Origin of the sequence: Halomonas campaniensis (assembly GCF_002211105.1) — a bacterium.
Lineage (GTDB): Bacteria > Pseudomonadota > Gammaproteobacteria > Pseudomonadales > Halomonadaceae > Vreelandella > Vreelandella campaniensis_A.
Genome location: NZ_JPUA01000034.1, coordinates 635,491 through 654,718, shown reverse-complemented (window position 1 = coordinate 654,718; position 19,228 = coordinate 635,491). Strand labels below are relative to the sequence as shown.

Sequence of the window (19,228 nt, the reverse complement as noted above, 5' to 3'; positions counted from 1 at the left end):
CTTTAACGGGGTGTTGAAGAGAAAACTTAACCGTCACACGATCTCTGCTTCACGTGCTTCACTCGGCGGGTGTCCAATAATGCGTTTGAACGCGCGACTGAATGAGGCTTCGGAGTCATAGCCAAGCCGGTTCGCGGCCACAGCGATGCGCATATTGTCCCGCGCTATCCACTGTCGAGCCTGAAACATCTTTACCCGCGCCACATACTTAGCGGGAGTCACACCTAACATCCGACTGAACTTATCGTTAAAGCTTGAGCGCGAAGCCCCCATGACATCCGCTAACTCGGCGACTGACCAATCGCGCTCCGGTTGGGTATGGATAGCTGCCAGCACCTTGCCTAGCTGTGGGCAGCGCACGGCGGCAATCCAACCGCTGGAGTCGCCGCTGCAGGCACACTCAATCCAAGCGCGAATAATACTGGCGGCCAGCACATCGGCCAAACGGGCAAGTATGCCGCAGGCACCGATCCGATCCAGGCTAATCTCTCGCTCCATTGCCTCCAGTAAGGCAGGTACCGATGGGTCACGTTTCGCCAGATCGCTTGCGCGCATCATGTCAGGCATCATTGCGATCAGTGGATGTAGCGGGTCGAGGTTGAAGTGCATGGCACCACAGAAAAGCACATCCGGCTCAATATCACCCTCTTTGGACTCACTGTTCACCAGATAAATATTCTCAGAGACCGGCCTACGAGCCAACGTAGCCTTATCCACTGCTGGAACGTCCTGCGAGCTGGCCATAACGTGGGAAGCTCCACGTGGAAAGAGCACCGCATCGCCAGCGTTCAGGTATGTCCAGTCGGTTGTCTCGGTACGCAACCAGCACCCGCCTTGCGCCACAAAATGAAAATGTGCTGCTGGCTGGGCAGAGGTTGCGACGGCCCAAGGGGCACGCAGCAGGCAACGCCCATACTCCACACCCTCAAGGCGCAAGCCGAGCAGAATTTCAGTTAAGGTGTCGCGCATGTTAATGGACTCGATTTGGACAAATAGTCATGCTTTATGGATTTTACATCATAGAAAAGCCAAACCCTTAATTTTACACTGCAGCTTCAACTAACACTTTAGTAGGCATGCAATGAACAACACCACTTGCTCCGCCAGCCAGTCGTTACTAACAGCATCGCCCACCGCTGAACCCACCCCAGCCAATTGGATGGGCATTGTCAGCCTCGCGCTGGGGGTTTTTGGTTTAGTGACTGCCGAATTTTTACCGGCCAGCCTGCTGACGGCCATGGCAGCAGACCTCAATATTTCCGTTGGCGCCGCGGGTCAGGCGGTTACGGCTACCGCTGCGGTCGCTGCGCTTGCCGCGCTTACACTCCCCCTCCTGACCCGCAATTTTGATCGCAGGTTTGTGCTGCTTGGTTTATCGCTGCTGCTCGTCGTTTCCAACTCCCTGGCGGCAACGGCGAATAGCTTTTTTGTATTAATTATTGCTCGAGTATTGCTGGGAATTGCCTTGGGAGGGTTCTGGTCGATGGCCGCCGCGATGGCAATGCGTATGGTGCCCGACAATCTATTTGCACGCGCCATGTCTATTGTTCTGACGGGCGTATCTGTCGCTACTGTTTGTGCCGCGCCTCTGGGCGCCTATATTGGTGGTCTCTGGGGGTGGCGCAGTGCGTTTATTGCCGCTAGTTGTCTTAGTCTAGTGACGCTCGTGACTCAGCTTTTTGCCATTCCCGCCATGCCGCCAAAAGACAACCCAAGCCTGCGTATTCTCTTCCAACTGCTTAAACGCACGCAGGTTCGCGTTGTGCTACTAGCCGTAGTGCTGATGATTTCTGGCCATTTTGCCGGATTTACCTACATACGGCCGCTTCTTGAAGAGGTGGCGCAGCTATCCGTCAGTGCAATCTCTGCTGTACTACTCGGCTTTGGCATTGGTGGTTTTTTTGGCAATTTCGCCGGTGCATTTATCGCTGAACGTAGCGAGCGCAACGCCATTATCTTTGGCGGGGCACTCATTATTGCGATCACCATTACGCTACTGTTCGCGGGTAGTCTGGCCAGCGTTACTGCTGTATCTATCGCATTGTGGGGGTTTGCTTTCGGCGCATTTCCCATCGGATTTCAAGCCTGGATTGTTCGCGCCGCACCTGATCAGGTTGAAGCTGCGGGGGGCTTGATAGTTGCCGCCTTCCAGGTTGCTATCGCCAGTGGTGCTATAGGCGGCGGCATACTGGTGGATTACCTCGGCGCTTTGGGTGGGCCGCTATTAGCCCTGATCACTACCAGCCTGGGAACACTGCTTGTGCTGTCATTTGGGCCACGCTCAAAAAGCACGGCCTGATAGCAGGAGAGCCGGGGACAGTGCAGTTTCCCGGCTCTTCAGTTGCCTAGACCACCTAGCGGGAACGCGATGATTCAAGCGTTACACGCCTCTTGAAATTACCGGTTGACCGCCTGTTCTATGACGGTTGCCAAAACCGCCGACGGATCTTGAACTAGTCCTTATAAAGCCTACCAGGCTGAGCCCAACAGTGTGTTGTAGGGGCCTACGTTGACTGCTTTTTAGATTATCGGAATGAACGTTTGGAGCCTCGACAATGCTCTAAGGAGGGGCATTGATTAGGCCGATTTTGGCGGCGGCTCATCACTTACAAGTCTTCCATATAGCGCGGAATCTGAGACAACACCATCGATTTCCCAGCGCTGCCTCAGCAAGCCCTCTTGTGAAAAGCCAAGCTTTTTCAGTGCTTGCGCAGAGGAGTGATTATCTGGGTCAATCTCAGCCTCTATACGGCGAAGCCCTAACGTATTAAAGCCGTATTGAATCAACGCCTCTCCAGCCTCATTGATATAGCCCTTTCCCCAAAACGAGCTGCCTAAGCCAAAACCAATCTCAGCGCGTCTGGAGTTCCTGTCATAGCTGAACAGCATGCACTTCCCGGCCAACTCACCTGTCGATTTCAGGCATACCCCCAGTACCAGTGATTCTTGACGTCGCATTGAGTCATTGCTGCTATTAACGAAATCCAGGGCATCTTGCATTCCCATCCAGGGTGCTGTGTTCCAGTACTTCATCACCGCCGGATCGGAGAATATCTCTAGCAGGCTTTTCGAATCACTAAGCAGTAACGGGCGTAGTTTTAATCGCTTGGTTTCAATAACCGGATAAAATAACTCCTCAGACATTGGCGCGCTCCTTTAAAAATCAATGCTGCAAATTAATCACCCGATTGATAGTTGGCCGTAAAAAAATGTCGTTCAACTAATTCAATGAGAATATGTAGTACTTTGATATGCAGCTCTTGAACACGATCCGCAAAGCTGCCCGCTGGTGTACAGATATAAACATCACTCAAGGCTTCAAGCTCTGAGCTTGGTCTACCCGACAAGATTATAACGTTTAAGCCCTGTGACTTCGCGGCATTAGCAGCAGCCAAAATATTCTTGCTCGTTCCACTAGTACTAAGCGCCAACAAACAATCCCTTCACGGCCATGTGCCTCAATGAAACGCGAAAAAACATACTCATAGCCAAGATCGTTACCAACACAGCTCATATGCCCTGGGTCACTTATTGCTGCAGCAGCGAGTGCAGCACGGTCTTGACGGTAACGCCCAGTAAGTTCTTCGGCAAAGTGCATTGCGTCGCACATTGACCCACCGTTTCCACAAGAGTAAACACGCCCTTTCCGCTCAAAAGTATCAATTAAAAAATCAGCTGCTCGCTCAATGGTGGAAAGCGCATCTTTATTTAACAAAAGGCTTTCAAGGGCTGCATGAGCTTCATGCAGGCTCGCTTGTATGTATTGGATTGCCATGGCTTCCTCACTCTTATAAGGGTAGATTTAGCAAATACAATGCGAATTTTAATTAATTACAGACTTCAGCCAATCGACAAATATCTGCATTTTGGTGCTGTGTTGCCAGCTCTGACTAGGAATGTAGTAACACAGTTTTGAATCAACGCCTTGATGCGAAACCGGCTGCAATGTTTTAGCTTTCACAAAGCCAGAAGCCAGGGTTTCTGAACAAAACACCAAACCCTTTCCAGCGATAGCTTCATACACACCGTAGAGTTCCTGATCGAAATATCTTATCTCAAAATTTTGAAGAGACTCCCCATTTTCCATTAACCAGCTTATCCAAGGTGAATCCGGTAATTTACTATTCTTCCACTTAGTAAGGTAGACAATAGGTGGCTTATCCGAATTGATGGAGCGGATAAAAGGAGAGCTCCCATATACGTTAAAACGTTCTTTTTTCAACAAGTTTGACTCATCGACCTCGCCTGCGTCACCCAAGCGGATAGAGAGGGCATTAACTTTAGATGCCACTACTTCACCTGTTGATATTTCAACATCAACATTTTGATTGGTTTTATTGAAGTCATGTAACAACGGAATTAACACCAGGGCGGCAAATGATGAAGTAGTATCAACATGCAGTCGTGATGCATCTGACTTTATATTGTCTAGCGCAGTCTGAATTTTCTGCAAGCCTGCTGTTGTTGCCTCAGAGAGCTGATCCCCCTCTGAAGTTAAGGTCACTCTGCGATTTTTTCGGTTAAACAGCCGCACTCCCAACCTATTCTCAAGGTTGCTGATGTGGTGCGACACACCCGCTGGCGTTATCGACAGCTCCTCAGCGGCATCTTTAAAACTCCCCAGTCGAGCTGCTGCTTCAAACACCTTAATCGCCTGCAATGAAGCATTCACCGCCAGCCCCCCCCCGTTTTGGCCTCAACCAGCTTTTCAATAGGTAAGTTTTACGCATCTATCGATCCAGTTTATTCATTTGTCGCAGTATTGGCAAAAAGGCAGCATAGCCACTCCACTCCACACCGCTAACCGTTGAGGCCATCATGCGCACATTACTTCATATAGACGCTAGCGTACGCAAGGCGACAAACCCGAATCCCGATCACAACTCAATATCAAAGCGCATTGCTATGCAATTTGTTGATAAATGGAGATCTGCTAAAAGTACAGATAATTACATTTATCGTGATATTGGTATAAACCCACCTGCTTTTATTGACCAAGACTGGATAGGCGCTGTTTTTACACCGGACGACCAAAAGAGCCCCGAGCAACGTGAAAAACTGGCTTTATCAGACCAGCTATTTAGTGAGCTATCTCAAGCGGATGTCATCTTAATATCGTCACCTATGTACAACTACGGCATGCCCGCCCCTCTTAAAGCGTGGTTCGATCAAGTAATGCGCATAAATAAAACATTTAGCTTTGACTTGTCTCGTGGTGACCATCCTATAGAGCCACTTTTGTCTGGAAAAACACTTATTTTAGTGACCTCATGCGGAGAGTTTGGGTTTGGGCCAGGAGGCGAGCGTGAGCATATGAATCATCTCGGGCCGCATGTTAAGACATTGGGCAGATACTTGGGTGTAGAGTCATTTCATGAAATAGCTTCAGAGTACCAAGAATTTGGAGACGAAAGACATCAGAAATCAGTGGCCAATGCGCTTAAAAATGCCGGATTGCTAGCAACTGACTTGGCTAGCAAAGAATAAATTTTTAAGCAGTTGCTGGGCAGTCCAACATGACTGCCCTAGTGAGTGGGCTGACTGTCGCCATGTGCTGATGCTTAGCTAAACCTGATTATAGTCAGATTGGAGCTCTATCTTCAGACACGATTTATTGACACCCCGCCATCTACTAACAACGCAGACCCTGTTGTAAAGCTGGAGGCATCAGAAGCTAGGTAGAGTGCAGATTGAGCAATCTCTTCAGGCTTTGCCGTTCGCTTCATTGCATGCAGGTTGGCTACGAACGCTAACGCTTCGGGGGTATTGGCAAACTCCTTGGCGGCAGCGGTATCCGTTCCCCCCGGCAGTAACGCATTCACCCGAATGTTGTCAGGGCCATACTCGCAGGCGAGAACCTGCGTCAGCCCTATTAGTCCCGCTTTACTGGCCGCATAAGCCGCCATGCCGGGCATTCCTGCGCTATAACCAACAAATGTTGAAGTGAAAATTAATGAGCCACCGCCAGCCGACCGCATAGCAGGCAGTTGATACTTAGCAGCCAGAAAAGCGCTTGTTAAATTAGTCGTGATTACCTGATTCCAATCAGCCAATGACATTTCGGGTACCGGCCCCATCGCGCCTAAAATACCTGCGTTGTTAAACGCCACGTCCAACTGACCAAACCGCGCGAGTGTCTCGTCAACAAGCTTTTTGGCGAAATACTCATCACCTACGTCGCCAGCAACCGCTAGCGCTTGGCCACCCTCTTCTTTTATAGCGCTGACCAACACCTCCAGCTCTGACTCTCTTCTGGCCGCTACCACGACAGTAGCCCCCTCCTTAGCGAAAATCCGGGCAGTCGCTCTGCCAATACCTGCGCTGGCACCAGTAACAATGGCGACTTTATTTTCGAGTGCATTCATCTTTATGACCTCCATCACTGTTCAGAAAAAGGGAAATTCCCCCGCCAACAGCGAAGATCATAAGGAGCCTTTTACCTGGCACCGACCCGAAACTTGCTACATTTCGCTGGTGCGCTAAGGCTAAGCATACCTATGGCCTTTTCAGGGCACGGCGTAGCTGCCCCGCCTGCTGATTCCCAGCGTGCCGGGCTTCAACCTGTACTGTTCGCGCTTAAGGGAGTAGGGTAGCCCTCCGGATCGACTCCCCGAGCGCTTTGTTGCGATTCACTGTGGAAGTCCATCTGCCTCCCTATTTAAGGCGCTTCCAACGCCTGACACTTGCATGACCTGATCGCCAACCGCGATCTCATCTCGCTACAGACATACCTAGAAAGATGTTCTGTTTTTTGCTTACGTCCTGTCGCGGCCACTCCTTTAAGGGAACTGTGGTTGCTATTTAGGATGCTAGGGCTGCAAAGCCTATGGGTATTCAATGAACGAAGAAAATTTCTATCAATTCTCGACCGTGACTGTGCTCGCCTTGTTGGCGTTTTTTTACGGCGGCACTTACCTGCTGACCCTGCTGATTAAGAAGAAAAAGGAAAATACCGACGCCTTTATGGTGTCTAATCACCAGATCGGCTTTGGTCTTGGCGCTGCCAGCATGACCGCCACCTGGATCTGGGCAGCCTCGTTCTACGGCGCCGCCACCTCGGGTTATACCTACGGCATTTCCGGCCCTTTGCATTACGGGCTGTGGGGCGCGCTGATGATTCTATTCATCTACCCCTTTGGCCGCCGCTTTCGCAAACTGGCGCCCAACGCGCACACCTTGGGTGAGCTTATCCATGCCCGCCATGGCTCTTCCAGCCAGCTGATTCTTGCCTCCTCCAACATCCTGGGCAGCATCATTAGTCTGATGGTCAACTTCACGGCTTCCGGCGCGCTGGTTTCGGTACTCTCGCCACTCTCCTTCCAGGCCGGGGTGATCATCGCTGGGGTTGGGGTACTCGGCTACACGCTGTGGTCGGGTTTCCGCGCTTCGGTGCTGACGGATTTTGCCCAGCTAATGGCAATGATGGCCGTGGCTATCCTGATTATTCCGGCGGTTATGTTTGCCCTCGGCGGCCCGCAAACGCTGTCCGACGGCATGAGTCTACTGACGCCCGAACAGGCGAATCTGTTCTCAATGGACGCTATCCTCAACCAAGGTGCGCCCTTCTTTGTGGCGGTGCTGGCCTACGCCATTGGCAACCAGACTATTTCCCAGCGGCTATTCGCCGTGCGTGAAGACCACATCAAGCCGACCTTTATCACCGCCACCATTGGTTACGGTGCGATCGTAATCGGCCTGGGCATGATTGGTTTGATGGCGTTGATGACTGGCATGGAGCCCATCGGTGGCGACATGAATAACCTGATTCCGCAGATGGTTTCCATGTACCTCTCGCCGGTGTTTATCGGGCTGTTCTTTATTCTGGTCATCGGTTCGCTCTCTTCTACCGCCGACTCGGATCTCTCCGCCATGTCAGCGATTGTGATGGCCGATGTGTACGGCAAGAACATCGCTAAAAACAAACCTAATCCCACCAAGATGCTGTTTATCGGCAGGCTGACCATGGTCGTCGCGACGCTGATCGGGGTGATTCTTGCCAGCTTCTCCATGGATATTCTGATCATGCTGGTCTTTGTTGGCGCACTTTGGGGCGCCATTGTGTTCCCGGTCATCGCCAGCTGTTTCTGGGATCGCGTTACTAATACGGCCTTCACCTCGGCGGTGATCGCGGGCTTGGTGATGTTCTGCGTCGCACGATTTGAGCTCCTGCCCTTGATCGGTATGGTCGGCGGGCTATTCGAATTACTCGCCGCCGTAGGTGGTGGTGTGGTGCTCGGCTTGATGTCCTTCGGATTCTGTGGGCGTAGAGTCGGTGTGATCTTCGGCGCACTCAGCGCCATCGTGCTGGCCTACTTCAGCATTGGCTTCCTGCGCGACTACACAGTGCTGCTGGCCTCACTGATGGCCTACGGCGTCAGCACCATCGTTTGCATCGCAATCAGCCTGATGAGTTCAAGCAAGTTCGACTTCTCGCAGATCGATCAGAAAGTAATCAACTACGACCCGGCCAAACCTGCTACCCAGGCCTAAGCCCTGTGAAAGCTCTTTGAAATAAGCCGAAATCACTTCATCAACGGGTGCGCCACCACGCACCAGCGAGACAATAGGAGAGCATATGCAAACCTTTATATTGGCGTTATATGTACTGATCTGGCCGCTGATCTCACTTGTCATCTTCGCGGTGATTGGCATTGCCACCGTCAAAGATATTCGCGTGGCTAAGCGCGAGAAGCGTGAGTTGGTTTGAAACAGCTGTTAATAGACAGATAGTAACGGTGCCAATTGTAAGAAGTCTGGACGCGGCAAAGGATTGCCGTGGTTTAACGAGGATGGTCTAACCGTCCCCTGCCCTCTTGGCGGGCGCCAGTATTCTTAAACATCATACTCGTCATGGCGGCGGTTCCATTCATATGGCTTCGTCTGAGGCCAGCCTTCTGGAGAATCCTCCCACGTTTCCTGGCGACCATAAGGTGTTAAATCCAGGTACGTCCAGAAGCTACCTAAATATTCGATCCCACGCGCCCCGGTAAAATAGGTGTGATATATGTCGTTTCCGTTGCGGAGAAACACACTGGCTCCATGCCTTTCTCCATCCGCTGTCGTCACCCCAAAATCATAGTTAAAGTCGCTTTCAAAAGAGGAGTACCAGGGAATCGTCCACCCCATACGTGTTTTGTACTGGTTGATTTTCTCTAGTGGAGCCCGTGAAACCATTACCAACGAAGTATCACGAGCATGTAAATGGGCCGGGTGAGTCATGGCATCGGCAACCCACGAGCACCCGTCACACCCCGCTTTCCAATCAGGCGCGTACATAAAATGATAAACAATGAGTTGCCGACGCCCACCGAACAATTCGAGTAAGGATATGGGGCCTTCGTCGCCATGGAATTCGTAGTTTTTGTCTACTTTCACCATGGGTAGCTTTCTACGCTCAGCGCTCAAGGCATCGCGTGCTCGGGTCAGCGCTTTCTCTTTTATAAGAAGCTGATCCAGCGCTAATTTCCACTCTTCTGAAGATACGATACTTGGTAGCGGCTGTTTAGTGGTTGCCATTGCCCCACCCTCCTATGTATTTCATGGGTGACTTTGAGTTGCGCCAGCACTGACAAACTTCGCCAAGCGGCGATTGTACACATCGAGGCATTTATGCCACGCTGGTCGGTCGTGGCAGCGCGTTAAGCCGGAAATCACATTCGGGAACATATCTAGAAGGTTTGTATGCGGTACCTGACTTAATGCAGCAACCATGAGAATGTCTGCATAGTTGAACTGGTCGCCAAGTAAATAACGATGGCGCCTAATTCGAAAATAATAACGCTGTGATAAGTGAACTGCTTTCAGCAATATTCATTCTGATCGTCAGAACCTTCTCGCTGCCAGATACCAAGACACGCCTCAATAGATTTTCGCAGACACCAAGTGGGCGCCTTGACCTCCCCCTGCTTCTCGTCTCATCGATCCTCTATATTCCCTAGGTAACCTTGCTTAGCGTAGTCCAATAAAGCTGCGTGTTCCTTTGCTAGTTGGCCTTTTGCCCACTCCACCGCGACATCTTTTGAAGCAATATCACCCGTTGCTGCCGTTAGACCCATACAACAGCAGGCTCTTAACGACCATCTTTTCATAACAATCGCTAGGTAGGTTTCAGCCGACCTCGTAACGCCCAATGAAACGCGCAACGCGTTGTAGCCATTGACAGGGGATTATTCAGCATGATCGTAACCGCCTTCAGCAAACACTAGTAGGCAGAACCCATTGCCAAATGGATCGCTCATTGTCGCAAGCCTCCCCCAATCAAAAGATTTGATTCCTCCTTCCTGGACAGCACCCACCGAAACTGCCTGTTCGACTGCTGCGTCAATATCTTCAACAATGAAATCCAGATGTACTGGCGTCCAGTGCCGTCTGTAATCACGTTGGAGAGAGGTATCAGGGGCCGCAACGCTCGCATTAGGCTGCTCAATCAGGTAAATGGAGGCAGGCCCTCCCCCCATTTCTGCAACCGTACCGTCAAATAGCCGCCGAATGAGCTGCAAACCGAGCCCGTACTCGTAGAAGGTAATTGCTTTCCCCATATCCTCTACATCGATGTTTACGATGAATTGCATACTCTCCCCTCAACTATCTGTACGATTCTTGAGTTCACCAACGTCCATCAACACCATGTTACCCAGCGAAAACCCGTAGGTACCCCGCAACGTCAAGTCAATAGCGCCCACATATTAGCGAACCAAGCTAGCCTAATAATGGCCCGGCCAAGCGTTGTTTCTGTGCACGAACAGCTTCTGTTAGAAAGTCCATAAAAGCATGAATCCTCACTACACCACGTAGATCCGGGTGCATCAGAAACCACAAGCCGTATTCCAGCTCGGGGACGGGATCAGTGAGCTGGATAATGTTGGGGTCTTCGTCGGCAAGATAACAGGGCAGAACGGCCAATCCCATACCAGAACGAACAGCGCTGAGTATATTGACCAGGGTATCCACACGGTAGACACAGGCCTTTTTCAGCGCGTGCTTAGCCATCCACTGATCCAGTGCTGAGTCCTGCAATCGTGATCCGGAACCAATCCAGGGTTGGCTAGCAAGAGCCTTGATGGAAGCCCCTGGTGTCACATTGAGGCTCCGGTGTGCGTAGACAGCTTGCCCAATAGCGGTCAGCGGTCGCCCAATCAGATTTTCAGGGGGAGCGTTGGATGGACGGATGGCGACGTCAGCTTCTCGGCGTGTCAGATTGAACAGCTGGTTGGATACGGCGACATCCAACACGATGCCTGGATATTTATGCTGAAACTGCGTGAACAGAGGTGAGAGCAGTCCCATCAACAAAGAGTCCGTTGTGGTAGCCCAAATTTCCCCACTCGGCGCCAAGTCGCGCCCGGCGACTTTACGTTCGGCGTCCAAGGCGGCTTCATCCATTATTCTGGCGGTGCCGGCAAGCTCTTCTCCAGCAAGCGTTGGCCGATAGCCGGTTCGGCTTCTTTCAAAAAGAGACACTCCCAGACGCTGTTCGATATCACCCAGCCGTCGAAAAACCGTGGCGTGACTGACACCCAGAGCGCGTGAAGCACCCGACAGCGACCCTGCGTTCGCGATTGCTAGGACGACCTCAAAGTCATTCCACGCCAAGTGACTTCTTGTTTTCTGTGTCATGGCAGAAGGCTGCCCGAGACTCTTGCCTGTTCGTTTTTGCAAAGTTAATGCTCACTTTTATGGAATACCTTGCAGTTTAGAACAAGACTAGCATGAACCTGAACCTATGAGAGCACGCAATCATCCCGTCACCAGTGACGACGCAATAGAGGCCAGGAACATGTTGAACTCAAGAAAAGAGCAGAACTTTCAACTCCGCGACTTGTTACCCCACAGCGATAACGATGACATGCCAAAAGGAAGTGCCGACGACTCGCTCAAGGAAAGCATCCCTTCCAGATACCGCGATGGGCGGGGAGGCGTTGATCTTGAGCGGGTGAGGCTGGATCAGCACGAGGCTAAGCGACGGTTCATTCAGTCGATGATACGACGTATCCAACAGTTATGGTCTCGCTGACCAGACACTGCATGGGCAAGTTCGTCAGCCACTGGGTCGAACTTGTCGACAGCGTTATGGTGAGCCATCTCCCCCGCCACCCGAGCAATCCATACTAGACGTATCACCTCCAAAACTCGCTGACGCTGCTATTACGCTTGAACAGTTGAACTCAGTGCTACCCGAAAAGTAAGCACCGCCGACCTCTTCACGCAGCTCTTCATAGCTGAAATTTTCATGTATCTCGCTCTGATAAGCGACAAACTCTGGACGATTAGCATACATCGCCAGCGCGTAGTGCTGATGCTGGCTATTAAGCCCAGCGCGCTCAATACTCCGCCTTACCTGAAGCTGTGTGTAATATTCCTGGCGGCCATAATCGTTGACCAAAACGTTAGGCAATTTCTCTATGTAGCTTTTAATAGCACGCTTCTTCTTAAAGTTATCGAGTAGTCCCACCCTTAACCTCCGTTCTTTAATAAATACCAGGAAACCTCTGGTTAACTATTACGCTTGGCCATACTCTATTAAGAATCAGCTCGTGCACGAGTCCAATCAGAGTACTCATTTACAACCCGTAAATTCGCACGCGAATCCGATTCTTTTTTGTAGATTGTGGCCTTGCGTGGCCTGCGCACGCCGACTGTTCAAAAAAAGCCTAGGCATTAGTCTGACTCTATAGGCAGCTGTTTTTAAACTTCCCCTGTGAGCTCGTTAAGACGCTATGTTTACTCATGGCCCAAGCAAACCCTGTGACACCACAAAGAGTGCGAAGAGAGGAATTGCCACGACCGTTGCGGCCGCATCAAATGTAATGGCAACAGGCGTTGCGATAACACGCCCGGCTGTATCGATGGGGCCCCTGGGCATGCTCATACTGACTTGATACTCGTTTTCTAGCTTTTCAAGCGGCAAACTTCCCTCAATGGTATATCGCTCACCCCTAATCTCGCGTATCAACAGGAAGTCATTCGTGACAGGATTTTTCGTAAAGCCCAATGCGGTTAATTGACTGACAAGCTCGGCTGAAGGGTTCTGTTCATGCAGTGTGAGCTTAATGCTGCCACTCACCACATTGGAGCTAGAGAGCGAGAAGCCGCTAAATTCGGGAAGAAACTCAATTTCTCGGCTAAGCATCAGCGCCTGGCCAAGTTGCTGCTGAGAGGGAAACAAAAAAGCTTCACTCCGCGTGGTGACCACTAAATCGTTCGTTTCTTTATTAACGTAGAAGCCGTTAACGGCCATCAATCTCTCTGGCTTAGGCTCCCATAGTTTTGTGGTGCAGCCCGCTAAAAAAATACATAGAACGATCACTACTCGATACATGCTTCCCTCCTGGTTATGGCTCATGGCAGTCGAAGTAAACTTTACCTGACCAGAGCTTTAAAAAACCAGGTTTTTTATAAGTATAATTTCATATAAACCTGAAATGGGAGGAGAACGACTCTTCATCGCTATGATCAATCCTACGGCGCACCAGCTCATCGCTATGTTTCAACTGCCGACAACCGCACATACTCCGGAACCCTTTCCTTGAGCAAGGTGATGAGTTCAGGCTGCATTAACTCGTAGTGGTCGGGAATATCCAGGCAGACGAATCTCTTCCCCTTGAGTAACTCCCCGTACGTCTTGGCGACTTCATCCCGGTGGCTCTTTTCCATCACCAGGACGATGTCAGCCCACTCAATTAAGCGACAAGAAACGGGCGTTTTAGCACTCGAACTTGTCCCAGCTCCGATTGCTTGAATACCGGGGTAAGCTGAAAAGACACGTTCAGCCGTCGGACTGCGGAGTCTATTTGCGCTGCATATAAACAGAAGATTCAAAGCTCCTCCCTGGCCCGGCTTTACGACGTGCCTAAAGCACAGCATAATTAATTAGCAGTATTTCGAGCCATCTATCTTTGCACTTTGCAACCTTTGTAACTTTCTCACGTTATTATAGTTGCTTAGGGCTAGTTAATTACTTAGGGCCAGCTAATTACTTAGAGCCCGTTAGCTGCTTAGAAGAATTACGGCCCCCACGCCGCCACTCAACCGTAGAAGAGCTGTCATGGACGATAATCGCCTAAATACCCTGGACCGGGCCACCAGTCTGGGCTTGATTTTTCTCGCCTTTGTACAGGGCTGTGCGCTCTATGCGCTGCATTTGGCTATCGACCATGAGTACTGGCTGGTCGCCGACCAGCGCTGGCTTAAGGCGCTCTACACCGTCGCAGTCACCTTGCCAGCTTTCTATCTGATCAGCATCGTGCGACTGCGTGATCGTATCAACCTCCTACCGCTGCTGCTGGCTCCCCTACTGTTTTTGCTGGGCTGGCACCTTGGCTGGGTTGAGCAGGTGCCCGAGCCGCAGCAGTGGGGAGGTCACCCGTTTACCTTTGCCTTTTGCATGGCCGTAGGAGTTGCCTTGTTTATTCTTGCGCTGTTCTTTCGTAGCAGCGCCGCCAGTAGGACTTGGCCAAAAACCTATCAGCCCATGCTGGATTACTCATGGGAGCACGCCCTGACAATCGCCCAGCTAGGCCTGTTCATTGGCGTTTTTTGGAGCTTGCTATCTTTGTGGGCAGCGCTCTTTTCAGCCATTGGCTTAGACTTTTTCAAAACATTGTTCCAAACACCCGCTTTTTTCTATCCAGTCACCTGGCTGGTGATTGGCATGGGGCTGGTGATGATCCGCAATCGCTTTCGCTTTATCGCGAGCGTAAGACTGATGTGCGAAGCGCTTATCAAGGCGCTACTGCCGCTGGTCGCCCTAATCGTATTGATGTTCTTTGCCGTGCTGCCCTGGACCGGGCTACAGCCGATATGGGATACCGGCAGAGCCGCGCAAATACTTATGGCGCTGATGCTGACCCTGCTGCTGTTCTTCAACGCCGTTTTCTATCAAATCGATAACAAGCTGCCCTACCCTATTTGGCTACGCAGTGCCGTTATGCTCGCCGTCGTATTGCTGCCGATAGGTAGCCTGCTGGCCGCCTGGGCGCTCTGGCTACGAATCGACCAATATGGACTCAGCTTGGATAGGCTCTGGGCGGCACTGCTGCAGGCACTGACGGCAGCGTTTACCTTCAGCTACAGCCTGCTTCTACTCTGGCGGAGACAGGCGGCGCTCCCCAGTATGCAGCGCGCCAATATTGGCCTAGCCCTGCTGGTGGCCGGGGCGCTGATCGTAGTTAATACGCCACTGGCGGATATGCGCCACTGGGTGGCCCAGCATCAGGTCAAGCGGTTGATAGACGGACGCACCACTGTGGATGCTTTTGACTACCGCTATCTACGCTTTCACCTCGGCCAGCCGGGCAGTTTGGCATTACAAGCACTCGCTGACAGCGAGTTTGCCCAATCGCGACCTGGGCTGACACGGCGTATTGAGCTGTCGCTAAAGCAAACCAACCGTTGGAACCAGGATCCTCTAGTGGATACCCACAACCTGAATGATGTCGCCCAGCAGTTTAGCGTGAACCCTGAAGACGCCACGCTACCCGAGCCACTGCTCACCTTGTTAATTGAGCAGGGCTCAGTCTGCCTTAGCCAAGTTGAACCCTGCCAAGCGTTGCAGGTAAGCAATGAACAAGGATTCCAATGGCTTATCTACGCGCCCTACAGCTCGCATGGACAGGTCTATACCGAGCACAATGCAGGCTGGCAGCATCTAGGCACGCTGACAGAGCTAGGCGCAGCGCAGGATGAAAATTCTGACGACTGTCGATATACCAAACCGTCAACCGATTTACAGCCCATACCAGGGTCGTTAAATGCCTACCAGAGTGGCAACTGCCTATACAGCCTGCGGCCCACCCTCGAAAGCGTCAGGCAACAAATACAAGCCCGCGCAGAGGCAAGCGGTGCCCGGATTAATTAAGCTAAAGCCTTACCTCAACGGCTGGATCAGTGCCAGGCTCTAACTGCTCACCGTTCCAGAGGCGATGCAATCGAGTTTTGAGAATATCGCCAGGCCCAGAGATGAATTTAGGTTGTCCGAAGTGAGACATTACTTCGTGCTGGCGCTCTAGTGCGCGACGATCCTGCGAGACCACTGGGGCCAGGAACAACCGAATGGCCGCCTGTTTGAGCCAGCTTGGTGCCAACCCCTTGGGCGTCGAAAAGCGCGCGAAAGGCGTGAAACTGTTTCCCGTCGCTGGCGTAAAAATGGCGGTGACACATAGGGTTAGCTTGGTCTCGCCTTCCCACCGTGCTTGCACCGTGGTGGGCGGATAGTAGCGCGAGACGCTGCGCGAGCGGTCGCGCTCCAAAAAGCGCGACATCAGGCCATAATCGGGCTGGGTTTGCTCGATGGCCATATCGATCCCATCGCCGTGACTGGTAACAATCAGCTCCACTGGCAAGCGTCGATCCCGTCGGCGAATAAAACCATGATGGAGGTGATTGGTGTGGAACGGATCCATCACGTTTTCAACCGCATCGTAGGCACGCCCAACCCAGGTACCTTGTTGCCACCAGAAATGATCGAGTTCAGGGTTGCCAAAATCAGGCGGTAATACAGGCTCGGGCGGTGCCGCGTCAGAAAGCGCCACAAAGATCCCTCCGTGCCGCTCAACCACGCGCAGTGCCTCAGCCTTCAGCCGTTGTTCATGGGTAGTATCGACCAGACAACCGGGCACTTCGATACAGGTTCCATCGCTTGCGAAGCGCCAGCCGTGGTAAGGGCACTCGAGTGCCCCCTTGTGCACACGCCCTTCAGAAAGTGGGTAATTGCGGTGCGGGCAGCGATCGACCAAGGCGCCAATCCCCTCTTCGCTGTGAAAGAGTGCAACCGGTGTATCGCAACACATAACTTTTTGCGCTTTGCCGCGTTTCAGGTCTTTCGATAAGGCAACCAGGTGCCAGGCATCGCGGACTGACTGGGGGAATGTCATTAAGGCAACTCCTCACCATTCCACTCGAGATCGTAAGTGGTGGCGGCATTTGTCGAGATAGTGTGTTTGAACCCCGTCAGGGCGAAAGAGGCGGCATCGCAAAGCGCACCAAGCAAAGGCCAGCGATCGCCAGGCCGAGACACCACGTCGCGCCCGGTAGCAACGCAGCGCCACCAATCGCGCATACGCGCACCACGCAACGCCTGCGGCAGGCCAAATGCAACCATCGCTGGGCCAAGATAAAGAGTGCGTGGCGCGGCTTCAGGTGCGGCGATCCCGTCACCGATTGCATGGGCCAGATGACCGGCACCAGTGAGCAGATGCACACCGCTGGTCGCGCGCGGATTGCATTCAAGCAAGTAGGCAGCGCCAGCTTCATCGAACATTGCATCGCAGGCGAACTGCCCGTGAATATTGGCGCACTGCGCCAGGCGAGCAGCCATTGTGCGCAGCGCTTCGCGATGGTGATCAGCGACAGGATCAAAAGCATAGCCAGCTCCCCCGCCCAGGCGCCAGCTGGAACGGTAGGCTGCAAAGGCAACCAACTCTCCCCGATGCGCCACGCCATGAAAGCAGACTTCTTCGCCGTGGATACGCGCCTGTGCCATCCAGGGTGCGTCGGGGCTGGGTGTAATAGCGGCCAACGCACGCCGGTCAGGGGCGACCAGTGCTCTATCACCAAATCGGCTGAAGCGCGGTTTGAATACCCACTTGCGACTTCTGCTAGCGAAGCGTTCCAGCTCTTCTATGCAATCTATCGGATGGCTTTCCGGCACAGGTAGGCCCCATTCTCCGCAGTGGCGTGCAAAGGCGAACTTGTCGTGCAGTTGGCGCAACGTCGCAAGGTTAGGCATAAACAGGCGCTCACCCAATCGGCGTTGAAGGGCGGGCGCCGCAAGATGGAAAACCTCTTCACAGGTCGGCACCACCCGCTCGAAACCGAAGGTATCGACTAGCTCGACAATACGCGCGCGGAAGGCTGCGCCCTGCTGCCGGGGCGCGGGATAGCGGTGAACCTGCGCAGGGGCTTTCGACCAGCCCACCATACGCACCGGTACACTGTCAGCCAGATGCGGCTCCCATCCGGCCGCGGCGAAATCCCGGGCAAGATCCAGCGCGGCAACTGCCCGGGCGCCGGTAATAAGCACGCGTCTAGCCATCGCGCCACACTACCTTACGGCGCTTGGGGCCGCTCCACGCGCTTAGATCATGAAAGACCTCAACCGGCACCGGTAAATCGCATGCTTGGCTCAGCGCCCGTGCAGCCGTGTTTGAAATCGCGGCTGGGCAAAGCGGTGACAAATTCAGTACGACGCGTTCAGGCCCTGCTTCGGCCTGCCAGATCTTGTCGCCCCCCAGCACCGTCTCAAGCGCGGCTACCACTTGAGGTGGCGTAACGGTGCGACCCTCAAAACGCCAGATGTCGTTCACCCGGCCTTGCGGCGCATGGATGACGCGACCCGCAAAACCGCACGGGCAGGGACAAGCGTCGAGCTCCAGATAATCGTCACCGCGAATGCGGACAATCGGTTGGCTGGTGCGGCGAAGGTCGGTAATGATCGGTCGATAGCCGGGCGTGCCGGGAACCGGCTCAAGCTCGATAGCCATCGCATGATCATTAAGATGCAGCCGGCCGTTCGCACACTCAGCGGCCAAAAACCCTTCGGTCGCTTGGTATATTTGGCGTGGCTTTACCCCCAGCCGCTCAGTAAAGAAGTGGCGCTCCGCGTCACCGGCCGGTTCGCTGCCGCAAAACAGGTATTGCAGCGAGGAGAAATGCGCCCCTGCTTGGGCAAAGGCTGCCAGCCGATGGGGCGGTGCGATCAGGATCGTCGACTCGAACTGCGCCAATTCTGCAACGCTCTGTTCAATCGACGCTTCGAGGGGGAAATGGGCAAACGTAAACCGCCCTCGCCCCACATCGCTGTAGAGCGCATTACTGGCGCGCAAATGCAGAGCGAGCCGCTGGCGCTTGAACAAGGCACGCGCCGGTAGCAGCCGAGCCAGGCTCTGGCCGATGTAGTCGGCACGCTCTGCGGGGCTGGCGAGGAACAGCCCTCGCGCACCGCCTCCCGTTCCGGTCGACCAGCCTGCCGACAGTTCGCCAACGGCTGTGCCTTGCTCTGCGGCGGCGGCCAACCCGCGCAGCTCCCCATCGCTCATACCTAGGCTGTTCCAGGCACCGTAATCAGCACGAAGATCCGCGATGTCAGTGACCGGAAACTCAGCCAGATCGCGCCCAGCATAGTGTGCCAGTGCGGGCGTACGAGCGATGACAGGCTGCAGCTTGCGCCACATGCTTGTTCGCCGCGCAGCCAGTTGCGTCGGCGACATGCTCAGCGCACGCCGCGTTCGTA

The 19,228-nt window shown here is 53.1% G+C and carries 22 protein-coding genes; 5 read left to right on the top strand and 17 right to left on the bottom strand.

The features are described from left to right. Positions 1 to 33: 33 nt before the first annotated feature. Positions 34 to 969: an AraC family transcriptional regulator gene (locus tag JI62_RS15430; RefSeq protein WP_088700989.1), complete on the bottom strand. Its 936-nt coding sequence runs from the start codon at positions 967 to 969 to the stop codon at positions 34 to 36. Between the two features lie 112 nt (positions 970 to 1,081). Here JI62_RS15430 and JI62_RS15425 point away from each other — a divergent pair, with 112 nt between their 5' ends. Beyond that, entirely contained in the window at positions 1,082 to 2,299 is a 1,218-nt protein-coding gene (locus JI62_RS15425) for an MFS transporter (RefSeq protein WP_088700988.1), read from the top strand. Between the two features lie 278 nt (positions 2,300 to 2,577). Here JI62_RS15425 and JI62_RS15420 read toward each other — a convergent pair whose 3' ends face one another. From JI62_RS15420 to JI62_RS15410, 4 genes are read right to left on the bottom strand one after another with little or no spacing between them, the layout of a single operon-like run. After that, positions 2,578 to 3,144: a GNAT family N-acetyltransferase gene (locus JI62_RS15420; RefSeq protein WP_088700987.1), complete on the bottom strand. Its 567-nt coding sequence runs from the start codon at positions 3,142 to 3,144 to the stop codon at positions 2,578 to 2,580. A gap of 32 nt (positions 3,145 to 3,176) precedes the next feature. After that, a complete protein-coding gene (locus JI62_RS22940) occupies positions 3,177 to 3,395 on the bottom strand; it encodes a hypothetical protein (protein WP_240513262.1) in 219 nt (72 codons plus the stop codon). Then, entirely contained in the window at positions 3,359 to 3,775 is a 417-nt protein-coding gene (locus JI62_RS15415) for an SIS domain-containing protein (protein WP_240513261.1), read from the bottom strand. The genes JI62_RS22940 and JI62_RS15415 overlap by 37 nt, the downstream gene beginning before the upstream one ends. Before the next feature lie 48 nt (positions 3,776 to 3,823). Beyond that, positions 3,824 to 4,672: a LysR family transcriptional regulator gene (locus tag JI62_RS15410; protein WP_170938569.1), complete on the bottom strand. Its 849-nt coding sequence runs from the start codon at positions 4,670 to 4,672 to the stop codon at positions 3,824 to 3,826. A gap of 146 nt (positions 4,673 to 4,818) precedes the next feature. Here JI62_RS15410 and JI62_RS15405 point away from each other — a divergent pair, with 146 nt between their 5' ends. Beyond that, positions 4,819 to 5,487 carry an FMN-dependent NADH-azoreductase gene (locus JI62_RS15405; protein ID WP_088700985.1) on the top strand — a complete coding sequence of 223 codons (669 nt, stop codon included), beginning with the start codon at positions 4,819 to 4,821 and terminating at the stop codon, positions 5,485 to 5,487. Between the two features lie 113 nt (positions 5,488 to 5,600). Here the strand turns inward: JI62_RS15405 and JI62_RS15400 are convergent, their stop codons facing one another. Then, a complete protein-coding gene (locus JI62_RS15400) occupies positions 5,601 to 6,365 on the bottom strand; it encodes an SDR family oxidoreductase (protein ID WP_088700984.1) in 765 nt (254 codons plus the stop codon). A gap of 472 nt (positions 6,366 to 6,837) precedes the next feature. Here JI62_RS15400 and JI62_RS15395 point away from each other — a divergent pair, with 472 nt between their 5' ends. Continuing rightward, the gene (locus tag JI62_RS15395) at positions 6,838 to 8,490 is read left to right on the top strand and encodes a sodium:solute symporter family protein (protein WP_088700983.1); all 1,653 of its coding nucleotides are present in this window, start codon (positions 6,838 to 6,840) and stop codon (positions 8,488 to 8,490) included. 85 nt (positions 8,491 to 8,575) lie between these two features. After that, positions 8,576 to 8,707: a putative transporter small subunit gene (locus JI62_RS22935; RefSeq protein ID WP_211593317.1), complete on the top strand. Its 132-nt coding sequence runs from the start codon at positions 8,576 to 8,578 to the stop codon at positions 8,705 to 8,707. A 125-nt stretch (positions 8,708 to 8,832) separates the two neighbouring features. Here the strand turns inward: JI62_RS22935 and JI62_RS15390 are convergent, their stop codons facing one another. From JI62_RS15390 to JI62_RS15355, 8 genes are all read right to left on the bottom strand, one after another. Continuing rightward, positions 8,833 to 9,516, bottom strand: coding sequence for a DUF899 domain-containing protein (locus tag JI62_RS15390; RefSeq protein WP_088700982.1), 684 nt, complete (start codon positions 9,514 to 9,516; stop codon positions 8,833 to 8,835). Between the two features lie 21 nt (positions 9,517 to 9,537). Further along, positions 9,538 to 9,807, bottom strand: a complete 270-nt coding sequence (locus tag JI62_RS23235; protein ID WP_170938568.1) for a glutathione S-transferase family protein — start codon at positions 9,805 to 9,807, stop codon at positions 9,538 to 9,540. Positions 9,808 to 9,914: 107 nt separating this feature from the next. Beyond that, the gene (locus tag JI62_RS23140) at positions 9,915 to 10,055 is read right to left on the bottom strand and encodes an aminoglycoside adenylyltransferase domain-containing protein (protein ID WP_205737537.1); all 141 of its coding nucleotides are present in this window, start codon (positions 10,053 to 10,055) and stop codon (positions 9,915 to 9,917) included. 111 nt (positions 10,056 to 10,166) lie between these two features. Continuing rightward, entirely contained in the window at positions 10,167 to 10,571 is a 405-nt protein-coding gene (locus JI62_RS15380; RefSeq protein ID WP_088700980.1) for a VOC family protein, read from the bottom strand. 127 nt (positions 10,572 to 10,698) lie between these two features. Then, a complete protein-coding gene (locus JI62_RS15375) occupies positions 10,699 to 11,616 on the bottom strand; it encodes a LysR family transcriptional regulator (RefSeq protein ID WP_088700979.1) in 918 nt (305 codons plus the stop codon). Positions 11,617 to 12,067: 451 nt separating this feature from the next. Continuing rightward, a complete protein-coding gene (locus JI62_RS15365; protein ID WP_088700977.1) occupies positions 12,068 to 12,451 on the bottom strand; it encodes a DUF6559 family protein in 384 nt (127 codons plus the stop codon). Between the two features lie 273 nt (positions 12,452 to 12,724). Continuing rightward, a complete protein-coding gene (locus JI62_RS15360) occupies positions 12,725 to 13,318 on the bottom strand; it encodes a hypothetical protein (RefSeq protein WP_088700976.1) in 594 nt (197 codons plus the stop codon). A 161-nt stretch (positions 13,319 to 13,479) separates the two neighbouring features. Further along, on the bottom strand, positions 13,480 to 13,818 hold the full coding sequence (locus JI62_RS15355; RefSeq protein ID WP_088701351.1) for a low molecular weight protein tyrosine phosphatase family protein: 339 nt from the start codon (positions 13,816 to 13,818) through the stop codon (positions 13,480 to 13,482). Between the two features lie 226 nt (positions 13,819 to 14,044). Between JI62_RS15355 and JI62_RS15350 the strand changes: the two genes are divergently transcribed. Further along, positions 14,045 to 15,856 (top strand): DUF4153 domain-containing protein, encoded by a 1,812-nt coding sequence (locus JI62_RS15350; RefSeq protein WP_088700975.1) that lies wholly within the window; start codon positions 14,045 to 14,047, stop codon positions 15,854 to 15,856. A 1-nt stretch (position 15,857) separates the two neighbouring features. Here the strand turns inward: JI62_RS15350 and JI62_RS15345 are convergent, their stop codons facing one another. The 3 genes from JI62_RS15345 to JI62_RS15335 are packed head-to-tail and all read right to left on the bottom strand — an operon-like array spanning position 15,858 to position 19,169. Continuing rightward, positions 15,858 to 16,871 carry an aromatic ring-hydroxylating oxygenase subunit alpha gene (locus tag JI62_RS15345; RefSeq protein ID WP_088700974.1) on the bottom strand — a complete coding sequence of 338 codons (1,014 nt, stop codon included), beginning with the start codon at positions 16,869 to 16,871 and terminating at the stop codon, positions 15,858 to 15,860. Continuing rightward, positions 16,871 to 18,031, bottom strand: coding sequence for an ATP-grasp domain-containing protein (locus tag JI62_RS15340; protein ID WP_088700973.1), 1,161 nt, complete (start codon positions 18,029 to 18,031; stop codon positions 16,871 to 16,873). Before JI62_RS15340 ends, JI62_RS15345 begins: the two co-directional genes overlap by 1 nt. Continuing rightward, complete coding sequence (locus JI62_RS15335) at positions 18,024 to 19,169, bottom strand: hypothetical protein (RefSeq protein WP_088700972.1); 1,146 nt, start codon at positions 19,167 to 19,169, stop codon at positions 18,024 to 18,026. The genes JI62_RS15340 and JI62_RS15335 overlap by 8 nt, the downstream gene beginning before the upstream one ends. Between the last annotated feature and the right edge of the window lie 59 nt (positions 19,170 to 19,228).